Raw genomic sequence first — 11757 nt, forward strand, 5'->3', positions numbered from 1 at the left:
AATGATTCGCCTCGAATACAGGCGTGTCTCATCGTGCATGGATCACCTCCATGCGACTTTGTCAAATCCAGTCCCGCTGAGCGGGACCGGAATGCCAGCCGTGTAGTTCGCTGAATTACGTTGTGCCGATGTTCAGAGCGAGGCTCGGTGTCCGGACCCGGATACTGGCGATCGCGCTCCTGCCGAGCCTGACTCTGCTCGTGATCGGCGTGGGTGCGGCGGGATACCTGGTCGACCAGGGCAACACAGCGAAAGACTGGGCGGCGCAGATGCAGGCCGCGATCCCGTCGACCAGGGAATTGATGGAGGCGACGCAGCAAGAACGCCACCTCACCCTGGCGCACCTGGCGGGCGACGACTCGATCGGTCCCGCGCTCACCGCGGCGCGGGTGCGGCTGGACGGCGCGCTGCGCAAGTTGCTGGAGGCCGGCGAGGGAATCCGCGCGGTCGACGACTCCAAGATCGGCGACGACCTGGCCGGTTTCAACACCCTCGGCCAGCACCTGGCCGGCGTTCGCGCCCAGACGGATTCGCGCCAGCTGCCCGCCGCCGAGGCGTACGCCTTCTACAACCGGCTGCTCGACGTGGTCTCGGTCGGCTCGCAGGTGGCCCAGCAGTCCGCGCCGGACGCCGAGATCGGTGTCGAGATCACCGAGGGCATGCGATTGCTGCATGCCGCGGAGGCCATGTCGCGCAGTCACGCGGTTGCCGTCGCCATCGTGACCGCCGACGGAAACGTGTCGGTGCCTGTGGAGGAGTTCCTGCGCCAGATCGGCTTCTATCACACCGAGATCGCCCTGCTCGCCACCGAAATCGACACCGATCAGCGTGCGTCGGGCGCCGCGCTCGTCGACTCCGCGGCCTGGCAGCAGCTGACCGCGATGGAGAACGCGGTCGCGCGGCGTTACGTCGCGCCCGCCGAGCACGAGAACTCCTCGACCGGAACTACTGGCGGTAGCACCGGCAGCAGCACCGTTTCCGAGCCTGCGCCGCTGCCGCTTTCGCCGCAGGACTGGCAGAAGGCGGCCGCCGAGGTGAACCGCGGCCTGCTCGATCTGTGGATCGCCCAGAACAAGCGCACCCAGCGCCTCGCCGAGGAGAAGTCGGCCGACTCCGCGCTCACCTCGCTCTTCGGCGGCGGCGGTGTGCTGCTGCTGAGTGGCGCGGCCATTGTGGTCGCGGTGCTGATGGCCAACCGGATCATTCGGCGGCTCGAGCGGTTGCGCGGTGAGACGCTCGCGCTGGCCGACGACCGGCTGCCCGACATGATGCGCAGGTTGCGCGCGGGCGAGGACATCGATGCTGCCGCGGAGACGCCACGCCTCGACTACGGCCGCGACGAGATCGGCGAAGTGGCTCAGGCATTCGAACACGCGCACGCGGCCGCGGTGACCGCCGCCGTGGACGAGGCCCGCACCCGGGAGGGCGTGAAGGCGGTCTTCCTCAATATCGCGCACCGCAGCCAGATCGTGGTGCACCGGCAGTTGGAGATCCTGGACGAGGCCGAGGCGCGCCAGGAGGATCCGGCGCTGCTGGAGACGCTGTTCCGGCTCGATCACCTGGCGACTCGCGAACGCCGCAACGCGGAGAACCTGATCATTCTCGGCGGCGGTCAGCCGGGCAGGCAGTGGCGCTATCCGATTCCGGTGATGGATCTGGTGCGCTCGGCGGTCGGCGAGACGCTCGACTACTCGCGCGTGCGGGTGTCGAAGCTGCCCGACGCGCGTGTGCTCGGTACCGTGGTCGCCGACCTCGTGCACCTGGTGGCGGAGCTGGTGGACAACGCGACCGCGTTCTCCCCGCCGCAGTCCCGGGTGGAGATCTCGGGCAACATCGTCGGCCGCGGCGTGGTCGTCGAGGTCAGCGACCAGGGGATGGGCATGCCGGAGGCGGAGCTGCTCCGGGTGAACGAGATGCTGCGCAATCCACCGGACTTCGGCGTCGCCACGCTCTCGGCGGATTCCCGTCTCGGGCTGTTCGTGGTGGCGCAGCTCGGTGTCCGGCACGGCGTCGCGGTGCGGCTCGCGGAATCCGACTACGGCGGCATTCGCGCCATCGTGCTCATCCCGACCTCGCTGCTCGTCACCGACAGCGCGCCGGCCGCGCCGGAAACCCCGGCACCCGAGCAGGCGCGACGCCCGCGGCATCCGGTGCCGTTCATCGAGGCGCCAGGAACCGAAACGCCCGCTGGCACGGCGGAGTCTTCGGCCGCGGTGCTCACCATGGACCCACCTGCGCCGGAACCCGAACAGGCGCCGCCGAGCTCGGCCGACGCGCCCGCGATCACCGCCGACGGCAGGCCCGTGCTGCCCAAACGCAACCGACAGGCCAATCTCGCACCCGAGCTGGCGAAGCCATCGTCCACCGAGCCCGTCGTCGAACGCGAGCGTTCCGCCGAACAGGCCCGGGATCTGATGTCCGCCATCGAGAATGGAACCCGGCAGGGTCGCCGTGCGCAGCCCGCCGACGAAGAGGAAGGCGTGCAGTGACCGCTCCCAAACCCGGTGATCTCAACTGGCTGCTCGATGATCTGGTGGATCGGCTGGCCGGTGTGCGGCACGCGGTGGTGCTGTCCACCGACGGACTGCTGCTCGGCCGCTCCACCGCGATGAGCCGCGACGACGCCGAACACTTCGCCGCCATGTCCTCGACCCTGTACGGGCTCGCGCGCAGCGCGGGCAGCCGATTCGACGGCGGCGGCGTGCGCCAGGCGGTCATCGAACTCGATCGCGCCGTGCTGTTCGTGACCTCGGCGGGTGACAATGCCTGCCTTGCCCTTCAGGCCTCCGAGAGCGCGAATCTCGGTATGGTGGCCTACGAAATGAACGTCACGGTCCAGCGCGTCGGCTCCTATCTCTCCACCCCCGCCCGATTGCCATGACGCGCCGGAGTGAGCCGTGGTTCGACGACGCGGCCGGACCGTTGATCCGGCCGTACGCGCTGACCCGTGGGCGCACCATGGGCGCAGGTCACGATTTGGACATCGTCACGGTGGTGGTCACCGCATCGCCCGCACCCACTTTGCGCAGGCCGGAGCCCGAATACGCGGAAATCGTACGCCTGTGCCGTGATCCGCAGTCGGTGGCCGAAGTGGCGGCGAACTTGAAACTTCCCCTTGCGGTGACCAAGATTCTCGTCGGCGACCTGATCGGCGAGGGACATTTGATCTTCCGGGCTCCGGTACAACCGGAGGCTGGCCCCGGCGATCTCAACATATTGCGAGCGGTACTGGATGGCATCAGAAAACTTTGACCCCGCCCGGCTCGATCCCGACGGGCCGCAACACTTGGCCGCGTCGGTCAAGATCCTCATCGCGGGCGGCTTCGGCGTCGGCAAGACCACCATGGTCTCGTCGATCAGCGAGATAGCGCCGTTGCGCACCGAGGAACTCATCACCGAAGTCAGCACCGGCGTCGACGATCTGTCCGGCGTGGAGTCCAAATCGACCACCACGGTGGCGCTGGACTTCGGGCGCATCACCATCGACCGCGATCTGGTGCTGTACCTGTTCGGCACGCCCGGCCAGGACCGATTCTGGTTCCTGTGGGACGAGCTGTCCCGCGGCGCGCTCGGCGCGGTGGTGCTGGCCGACACCCGGCGTCTCGGCAATTCCTTTGCCGCCGTGGACTTCTTCGAGCGCCGCGGACTGCCGTTCATGGTCGGGGTGAACTGCTTCGACGGAGCGCCGCGCTACACCCAGGACGAGGTGCGCGACGCGCTGGATCTGGACCAGCACACCCCGGTCATGCTGTGCGACGCCCGCGACCGCGAATCGGCGAAGAACGTGCTGCTGACCCTGGTTCAGCATCTCATCGAGCTGGCCGGACGCGAGCCCGTCACGACCTGAGCCGGCTAGCCGGACGGTGAGCCGAGATAGCGGCCGAGCACGCCGTCGACGGTCAGGTCCTCGAGGCAGCCGACCAGGCGGCGCTCGGTGTGTTCGCCGAGCGCCGGTGCGAGCGTCACCGCCCACGCGTCGCCGTCGGGCACCGGCCCCGCGACGATGCGCACGTGGTTGACGTGGCTCGCGCACTTGTCCCACAACCGCAGCGCGGGCTCGGACGACACTCCGGCGTCCTTGGCCCGTGCGTCGAAGCGCACCACCTGGGTGCTCGCCGCCGTGCCCCGGTCGGTTTCGAACTTCATGCGGTCGGCCATGGCGAGCACCACCGTCACGATGAGCACCGCGCCCGTGCCGAGCAGCAGGATTCGGCGCATCGGGTCACCGCCGCGGCCGGACGAGTGGACCGTGCAGCAGGTGCAGGCGGTCCGCGCTCGGGGTGAGGAAACCGTTGGGCGGCAGAGCGAGCCGGTCCAGCCGGTCCACGATGCGGTGTTCGGTGGCCGGGCCTGCGGTGAGCTTGGCCAGCCGCTCCACCAGCCAGGCCACCCCGGTGAGCAGCACCCCGCCCGCCAGCAGTACCGGAACGAACACGCCGAGCCGGTCGGGTCTGCTGAGCCAGGCGAAGGTGACCCGCGGCGCGGGCGTGGCCGCGTGCACGATCCGCGCCGTGCGCGCCCGCTCCCCCGCGGCGCCGAGTTCGCGCTGTACATCCCGCAGGCGCCTGGTCAGCAGCATGGCGACCAGCGCGATCTCGGCCGCGATGAACAGCGCCGCGGTGAGAATGGCCCGGTTCCACTCCCACCGGTACAGGTAGACGAAGACATAAGCGCCCGTGGCGATCAGCGTGCCGACGGCAAGCAGCACGCCGAGCCCCCGCACACCGCGATCCTGGGTCATCGGTGGTCCTCCGTTTCGGTCGTCTGCCGCACTTCGCCGCTGCGCCCGTCGACCTGGACGATCGCGCCGTCCGGCAGCCGCCGGGTCGCGTCGGGATAGCCGACCACCACCGGGACGCCGTGCTCGCGGGCCAGGATCGCCAGATGACTGAGTGGGCTGCCGGTTTCGGCGATCAGGCCGGACAGCCTCGGCACCACGACGGCCAGCCGAGGGTCGAGATGCCGCACGACCAGCACCGACCCCGCGGGCGGGTGGTCGCCGATGTGCACCATGCCGCGGCCGACGCCCCCGCCCGCGCCGACGCCGCGGTCACCGCGGCCCCGCCTGCGCGACACCGCGATCGGGAAACCGTCGGTGGCCAGCCGGAATTCGGTGGGCAGCGGCGTCTGGTCCGGTGGGGTGCGGTCGGGCAAGTCGTCCGGCAACCGCCGGTGTCGCACGGCGCTTCGCAGTTCGTCCAGCGTGAGCAGCGTCAGAGTTTCGGGATCGTGCACCAGCCGGGCTGCCGTGAGGCGTCCGCCGAGTTCCCATGCCGCCCTGGCGCCGAGCTCCTGCACCCAGCGGGCGCGCAGCCGCAGGGCTTCCCTCGCCAGCGCCAGCTCGCCCGCGGCGTCGCCGATCGGCATCGGAGCGCCCTCGACCTTTGGCGCCTGTGGCGGCGGACCGACCCGAGGCGGAATCAGCGCCAGCACCACGGGCAATTCCTCGATCACCCGATCGTCGGGCAGACCGGTGGCGCGCGCGGTGGCGAGGGCCGACAGCGCCATCGCGGCCGCGGTGGGCGCGGATTCACCCTTCCCGCCGAGCATTCCGGCCAAGGCCTCGTAGCCGTGAACAGCGGTGAGCGCGGTGCGGGCGTTGTCGAGCACGGTGAGCAGGGCGAGATCGGTCAGCTCGGCCAGCGGCGGAATCTCCGCGAGATCCGTATCGACCCGTTCGCATGTCTGCTGTGCCAGATCCGGTAGCGCCGCGGCGAGCCTGCCCACCCGCATGGCCGCGCCGAGCCGCCGCGCTCCGGGACGCGGGTCGAGGATCCGCGTGAGGGTGCGCCGCGGCCGCACCACGCCGAGCAGTTCGAGATCCGCCACCGCGATCCCGCGCACGGCGGTGGCGACCGGGGACTCGTGCAGCGCGCGCGGGGGCGCCGCGCTGGTCAGGTCGATCGCGACCCGGAGTCCATCGGCCAAGGGCGACAACCACAGATCCTGTTCGAGCGGACTTAGCGGATCAGGGAAGGTCTCGGCCAGCGGGCCCGGCCCGAGGATCGGTCCCCGCACCGGTCCGTGCAGCGCCGTGACCGGGCGGGCCTGTAACAGAATCACGCGGCCCCGGGTGTCGATGGCCCACTCGATGTCCAGCGCGCCGCCGAACACCCGCTCCGCGCGCAGTGCCAGGCGAACGACCTTGCGCCGCAGACCGCTCGGCAGCGGATCGGCGTCGGGCGTCGCGACCGAGGCGACCCGTCCCCGCCTGGTCAAAGTCGCGGTCCACCCGGCCTCGGCCCCGCCGACGACCGCGCTGGGTCCGCCGCGGGACGCCGTGATCATCATCCGGTCGGTCCGCCCGGTGACCGGGTCGGCGGTGAAGACGACACCACCCCAGCCCGCCGCCAGGAACGGCTGGACCAGCACCGCCATCGCGGCCTCGCCCGCGCCGAGTTCGGCGGGCGGACCCGAGGCGAGCACCACGTCCACGGCGTCGCGGAAGCCCTGCCAATCGCGGACGTCGAGCACCGAGGTGAACAGGCCCGCCATGGACTGCTGCGCACCGTCCTCGGCAACCGAGGAGGATCGCACCACAAGAGCTTTCGCGCCCGCACCGGACAGTACGCGCCATTCGGCTTCGGGCGGGTCGCCGTGGTGCGACCACGCGGTGGTGAGAACGAATCCCTCCAGCACGGGCAGGCCGTGGGCGGCGGCCCTGGCGAGGGCCGCCGCTTTGGCGCCGGTCAGCTCGGCATCGCGCGCTCGCGGATCGCGCAGGGCGACGACGCCTGGCTGGTTCGTGGTGGTTGTCGTGATGGTCATCGAACCGCCTTCGACGGAAAAACAACGCTGTTTCCGGGGCCCACCGGTCTGCACCTAAGAGGAGATGGTGTCTCCACTTAGGTGGAGTCCAGTGTTTCCCCGGAGTCCCGCGCCTGTCAAGGAATGGACGTTCGTTTTGCGAGTCGCACAGTTCACCCCCTCGTGGCCTGGCGATCCCCTACCGTTCACGGTACGATCCGCCGCCCGCGTCGAGCACTGCCCACGCACAACGTTATTCACCGGAGACGAGGTCGCGGCCACCCTGGAACGAGTGCGCCCGCGACCAGGCCGGTTCGGCTGTCCTATCGAAGGTTGCTCTGCGGGGAGCCGCTCAGGATGCGCTGCGCTCGACTCGACCCAAGAAGTCGAGAATCGATTCGACGGTGGCGTCGGGCGCTTCGAGCTGAGGCCAGTGCCCGATACCGGGTAGCTCGATGACCTGCGGGTCCGGCACCAGCTCGCGATATCGCGCGACCATGTGGGCGCCGGAATTCGGGTCGGCGGTCCCGTTGACGAAGACCATCGGTACCGCCGCGTCGATGAGCGGCCGAACGAGTCGGTCACGCAACGCTCGCCGCTCCTGGACGAATCTGCCCACCATGTGCGACACGTAGCGACCACCGTTGTGTCGCAACATGTCCAGGAGTGGTTCCAGCTCGCCGTTCGCAGGTTTGGTATCCGGTCCGAACAACCCCGTGACCGCGTTCCGGATCGCCGACCGCGGCAGCAGCGGACCTATCACGTGCCCCACCGGACTGGACAGGATCTTCTGAATCGATCGCGCGCGGTAGGTCTCAGCGAAGAGTCCGCCATTGAGGAAGACCGTGGCGCGGATCGAAGGCAGTGTCGGGTCGTCGGCTCGCCGGGCCAGCATTTCCTGGACGACCGAAACACCCAAGTCGTGACCGACGACGGCGAAATGGTCGACGCCGAGATCTCGTAACAGCGCCTCGTGCATGTCCGCGTGCATCATCAGGCTGTAGCCGGCCCGGATCGGCTTGTCGGAGAACCCCATACCGAGCATGTCCGGTGCGATGACATCGAGGTTCGCCGTCAGCTTGCTCCAAATGCGGTGCCACTCGAATGATCCGAACGGATAGCCGTGGACGAGCAAGACCGTCGGGCCATCGCCCTGGCGTCGATAGAAGATGCGGCGGCCGCGGAACTCGAAGAATCGACCGGTGTCGCGCCATGTCTGCACGGTGTCGTGCGTGCCGACTTCTCCACGGGGTTCGTAGTGCATCAGGACTCCCTTCCGATTTCGCGGCCAGCCTACTGCTTGTAGACCGAGTGGTACAGAGGTAATATCCATGTTCATGAGCGGTGATACGAGACCATCGGTCGATGCGAGTACCGATCGGTCTAGACTTGCCGAGTTGCCGACCCGCGAGCGGCTGGTGGTAGCGGCGGCCGATCTGCTGCAAGTGCAGGGTTACGCGGGCACCGGGATCGCGGAGATTCTCGGGCTCAGTGGCGTCACCAAAGGGTCGCTGTATTTCCACTTCCCCGGCGGCAAGGAGGAACTCGCGGCCGAGGCGTTGCGCCTGCGCGGCAACGAGATCGGCAGGCTGATCGAGCACCTGACTTCCTCGGCGCCCGATGCCGCGACCGCCGTCTGCGCGTTCGCCGTCGCGCTCGCGACACGACTCGAGGACTCGGAGTTCCAGCGTGGTTGCGCGCTCGCCACGGCGGTGCTCGACGCGGGCCCCGATGCCACGACGGTACGAGACGCGGTGCGCACCGGCTACGACCGCTGGCGGGAACTGCTCGCCGCTCGCATCGCCGCCGACGGGGTGGTCGACGACCCGGCAACGGAGGCGATGCTCGTTCTCTCCGCGCTCGAAGGCGCGCTGATCATGGCTCGGGCGCAACGTGATCCAGGGCCGGTGTTGCAGGTCGCGAAAAGGATCACCAGCCAATGGCTCGAACGGAAGCCGGAAGGCCGGCCCGGCTCCGGCACCACCAACAGGGAGGCACAACGATGACCACGACGACACTGACGGCACCGAACCCCGACTTCGCGGCACTGGTCAAGGGTGCGGTGTTGAGCATGCCCGCGGCCAAGCACCTCGGCTTCGAATTCGGCGCTATCGCCCCGGGCGAAGCGGAGCTGGTCCAGCCCTACCGTGCGGAGCTCACCGAGCACAATGGCTACTTCCAGGGCGGCGTGCTCGGCATGCTCGCCGACTTCGCAGGCGGCTCGGCCGCGGGCACCATGCTGCCGCCCGGATGGGTCAACATGACCATCGACTACACGGTGAAGATCGTGGCTCCGGCCAAGGGCGACAAGGTGATCGCCCGCGGTCGAGTGGTGAAGTCGAGCACGACCGTCACCGTCGCGGCGGCCGACGTCTACGCGGTCACCGGCGACACGGAGGCGCTGTGCGCCACCGCGCTGGTAACGATGCGGAACATCGACCTCAACAGGTCCTGAAACTGGACGGCGCGCAGACCGGCCTCGGCGACGCCCCCGACCAGCAGGGCGCGGCGTGGCTCGCTCACACCTGGGCGAGCCACGCCAGGAAGAGGAAAACACCGCCGATGGTGAGGACGATCGCCACCGGAATCGGCCACGCCGGCCCGGTGCGTTCGAAGAGCCTGCGTATGAGCCGCAATTGCAGGGCGGCGAGCCCGGCGAGCGCCGCCAGCCATACCGGAAGCAGCCCGACGCCGAGCGCCGCGTGCACGGCCCACGCCCCGGCCAATGTTGGCCCGCCCCACGAATTCTCGTAGTCATTCGCGCCGACCAGCGGATACGCGACCCCGCGGACGAAAGCGATACCCGCCAGGAAGGCGAGGAACCACGTCAGTAGCCCGACGCCCGCGCTCAGGATCGAATGCGCGACGATCCGCATCGGTGTGATGCCGCGCCGCCGGATCGGTTCACGCAGCCACCTGCGCGGCACGCGCATCCGGGCCGCGACCCGCGCGGCGGCGAGCGGCAGCGCGGCCAGCGCGTACCCGACCCAGCGGGCGAGCGAGCGAACCGACTTCATCCTGGGACCGTATCGCGGGGTGCGCCGCACCGCGCAGTTGCGCCCGCAAGTCGTTCATGGCACGGCCCATCGTCGGCGCGATCTCGCTCGCACGGCTTCGTGCGCGTCGCACAGGTCGGCGGTGGTGCGCGCGCTTCGTCGATCCGGTGAGGGAAGTCCGAGCCGGGGCGAGCCGCCCGGGGGCAAGCGTCAGCGCAGCAGGCCCGCCGCGGCGAGGTCGTCGAAGAGCAACTGGTCGACCGGCGGCACGAGCGGCCGGTCGGCGTAGCCGAACCAGGCCGTTTCGTCGATCTCGTTGCTCGCGGTGAGCGTGCCACGATAGTCGGCGGTGTAGCAGCTCATGCGCACGGTGACGCCGTCGTCCGGTCCGTGCACCGCCGCCTCGTACGTACCCACGTGCCGGGCGGTCTCGGGAATCAATGCGACGGTTAGCTCTTCCTCGATCTCGCGCAGCAGCGTTTCCAGATCCGTCTCCGTGCCTTCCCGCTTGCCGCCGGGAATGTAGAAGATGTCCTTGCCGCGGGGGCGCGCGCACAGGATGCGACCGTCCTCGATGCGCACCCACGCGACCGTGTCGATGACCGTTTCCACTCGCGCGTCCGTCACGCGGGCAGCCTATCGCGGCGGCACGATGCGAGCCGCGTCCGCCGCAAGCGCGGCCGGGATGAGCGTCTTGTCGCTCGCGCCGGGGCCGTACACCGGTCGCAGTTCACAGCCCTGAACATGCTCACCACACTCCGAGCACACGGGTTCGATCGTCGTCCGGTGGCCGCAGGTGGTGTGCACCAACTCGAGCGGCGGACCGTCCGGCGCGGCCCACTCGTCGCCCCACTGACGCATCGCGGTGACGACCAGCCACAGCGAACGCCCCTTCGGCGTGAGCCGGTAGTCGTGTCGTGGCGGATTCTCTTGGTACGGAACCTTTTCCAGGATGCCGTTGGCTACCAGGTTTTCCAGGCGCTGGGTCAGCACATTGCGGGCGATGCCGAGCCGGGCGCGAAAGTCGTCGAAGCGGGTCACGCCGAACAGTGCGTCGCGCACGATCAGCAGCGTCCACCACTCCCCGACCACCTCCAGGCACTGGGCCAGCGAGCAGTTCATCTCTTCGAAGCTCGTCCTGCGCATGCCCGTCAGCCTAGTCGGTTGCTTGAAAGAACTCACTAGCCTATGGTGCGTTTTATGAAGCAACTCACTCAGCGGTCGCTGGGCGACGTGTTCGCGCTCGGCGCGACCAGCCCTGGGACCTGGCAAGCAGAGGTGGATCGAACGTGGCGCGGCTGGACCGGTCCGCACGGCGGTGTGCTCGCCGCGCTGCTGGTCGAGGTGGCCCGGCGCGCGGCGGGCGACGACCTGCCGGTCCGCGCCGTGGACCTCCGCTTCCTCGGCCGGCCCGTCGACGGCGCGTTCACCTTCTCGGCCACCCCGCAGCCGGTCGGGCGCAGCACCGCGATCGTCGATGTGGTCGCGCGCCAGGAATCGGGACCCGTCGCGGCCGCGTCGATCATGCTCGGCCGGACCGCACCGAGCTCGGTGCCGGACCGTGCCGAACGGCCCGCCCCCGAGGTGACCACGGCCGATGCTTGCGCGGCATTCCGGCTGCCACCCGAGATCGTCCCCGCCGCAGCCCATTTCGACATTCGCCCTGCCGCGGGCCCGTTGCCGTTGACCGCGTCCGCGCAGGCCTGGATGTGCGCGTGGCTCGCCCTCGATCCGCCGATGGCCACGGACGCGGCCACGCTCGCGATCCTGGCCGACGCGCTACCGCCGGGCATCTTTCCCACGCTCTCGGCTCCGGTCGCCGTCCCGACGGTCGGGTTCTCGATGTACGTGCACACCGACTTCACCGAGCCCGCCTCGCAGCGGGTGCTCGTGCGCGCCGCCAACACCGGCACCGGTGGCGGCTGGTCGGTGGACGACGTCGATATCTGGGACGAGTCGGGGCGGCTGCTCGTCTCGGCCCGTCAGAACCGCCGAGTTCTCGGCTGAAACGAGA

General features: G+C 69.5%; 14 protein-coding genes. 7 read left to right on the forward strand and 7 right to left on the reverse strand.

What is annotated here, in order from left to right:
* Positions 1 to 128: 128 nt before the first annotated feature.
* The 4 genes from AC3ERS_RS22780 to AC3ERS_RS22795 are packed head-to-tail and all read left to right on the forward strand — an operon-like array spanning position 129 to position 3847.
* Positions 129 to 2489: a sensor histidine kinase gene (locus tag AC3ERS_RS22780; protein ID WP_431970085.1), complete on the forward strand. Its 2361-nt coding sequence runs from the start codon at positions 129 to 131 to the stop codon at positions 2487 to 2489.
* Positions 2486 to 2881: a roadblock/LC7 domain-containing protein gene (locus AC3ERS_RS22785; RefSeq protein ID WP_357456658.1), complete on the forward strand. Its 396-nt coding sequence runs from the start codon at positions 2486 to 2488 to the stop codon at positions 2879 to 2881. The genes AC3ERS_RS22780 and AC3ERS_RS22785 overlap by 4 nt, the downstream gene beginning before the upstream one ends.
* Positions 2878 to 3252, forward strand: coding sequence for a DUF742 domain-containing protein (locus AC3ERS_RS22790; RefSeq protein WP_431970086.1), 375 nt, complete (start codon positions 2878 to 2880; stop codon positions 3250 to 3252). Before AC3ERS_RS22785 ends, AC3ERS_RS22790 begins: the two co-directional genes overlap by 4 nt.
* Positions 3233 to 3847 (forward strand): GTP-binding protein, encoded by a 615-nt coding sequence (locus tag AC3ERS_RS22795; protein ID WP_431970087.1) that lies wholly within the window; start codon positions 3233 to 3235, stop codon positions 3845 to 3847. Before AC3ERS_RS22790 ends, AC3ERS_RS22795 begins: the two co-directional genes overlap by 20 nt.
* Before the next feature lie 5 nt (positions 3848 to 3852).
* Here the strand turns inward: AC3ERS_RS22795 and AC3ERS_RS22800 are convergent, their stop codons facing one another.
* The 4 genes from AC3ERS_RS22800 to AC3ERS_RS22815 form a co-directional block, all read right to left on the reverse strand.
* Entirely contained in the window at positions 3853 to 4218 is a 366-nt protein-coding gene (locus tag AC3ERS_RS22800) for a hypothetical protein (RefSeq protein ID WP_431970088.1), read from the reverse strand.
* Between the two features lie 4 nt (positions 4219 to 4222).
* Positions 4223 to 4741 carry a hypothetical protein gene (locus AC3ERS_RS22805; protein WP_431970089.1) on the reverse strand — a complete coding sequence of 173 codons (519 nt, stop codon included), beginning with the start codon at positions 4739 to 4741 and terminating at the stop codon, positions 4223 to 4225.
* Complete coding sequence (locus AC3ERS_RS22810) at positions 4738 to 6768, reverse strand: PEP/pyruvate-binding domain-containing protein (RefSeq protein ID WP_431970090.1); 2031 nt, start codon at positions 6766 to 6768, stop codon at positions 4738 to 4740. The genes AC3ERS_RS22805 and AC3ERS_RS22810 overlap by 4 nt, the downstream gene beginning before the upstream one ends.
* A 331-nt stretch (positions 6769 to 7099) precedes the next feature.
* Positions 7100 to 8011: an alpha/beta fold hydrolase gene (locus AC3ERS_RS22815; RefSeq protein ID WP_431970091.1), complete on the reverse strand. Its 912-nt coding sequence runs from the start codon at positions 8009 to 8011 to the stop codon at positions 7100 to 7102.
* Positions 8012 to 8078: 67 nt separating this feature from the next.
* On the opposite strand from AC3ERS_RS22815, the gene AC3ERS_RS22820 reads away from it, so the two are divergent.
* Positions 8079 to 8753: a TetR/AcrR family transcriptional regulator gene (locus tag AC3ERS_RS22820; RefSeq protein ID WP_431970092.1), complete on the forward strand. Its 675-nt coding sequence runs from the start codon at positions 8079 to 8081 to the stop codon at positions 8751 to 8753.
* Complete coding sequence (locus AC3ERS_RS22825; RefSeq protein ID WP_431970093.1) at positions 8750 to 9202, forward strand: PaaI family thioesterase; 453 nt, start codon at positions 8750 to 8752, stop codon at positions 9200 to 9202. Before AC3ERS_RS22820 ends, AC3ERS_RS22825 begins: the two co-directional genes overlap by 4 nt.
* A 64-nt stretch (positions 9203 to 9266) precedes the next feature.
* On the opposite strand, the gene AC3ERS_RS22830 is transcribed toward AC3ERS_RS22825, so the two are convergent.
* From AC3ERS_RS22830 to AC3ERS_RS22840, 3 genes are all read right to left on the reverse strand, one after another.
* Positions 9267 to 9764, reverse strand: coding sequence for a hypothetical protein (locus AC3ERS_RS22830; RefSeq protein WP_431970094.1), 498 nt, complete (start codon positions 9762 to 9764; stop codon positions 9267 to 9269).
* 189 nt (positions 9765 to 9953) lie between these two features.
* Complete coding sequence (locus AC3ERS_RS22835) at positions 9954 to 10370, reverse strand: NUDIX hydrolase (RefSeq protein ID WP_431970095.1); 417 nt, start codon at positions 10368 to 10370, stop codon at positions 9954 to 9956.
* A 9-nt stretch (positions 10371 to 10379) separates the two neighbouring features.
* The gene (locus AC3ERS_RS22840; protein ID WP_431970096.1) at positions 10380 to 10889 is read right to left on the reverse strand and encodes a winged helix-turn-helix transcriptional regulator; all 510 of its coding nucleotides are present in this window, start codon (positions 10887 to 10889) and stop codon (positions 10380 to 10382) included.
* Between the two features lie 54 nt (positions 10890 to 10943).
* Here AC3ERS_RS22840 and AC3ERS_RS22845 point away from each other — a divergent pair, with 54 nt between their 5' ends.
* A complete protein-coding gene (locus tag AC3ERS_RS22845) occupies positions 10944 to 11750 on the forward strand; it encodes an acyl-CoA thioesterase (RefSeq protein ID WP_431970097.1) in 807 nt (268 codons plus the stop codon).
* The last annotated feature ends 7 nt before the right edge of the window (positions 11751 to 11757 follow it).

Source organism: Nocardia sp. bgisy134 (genome assembly GCF_057708325.1).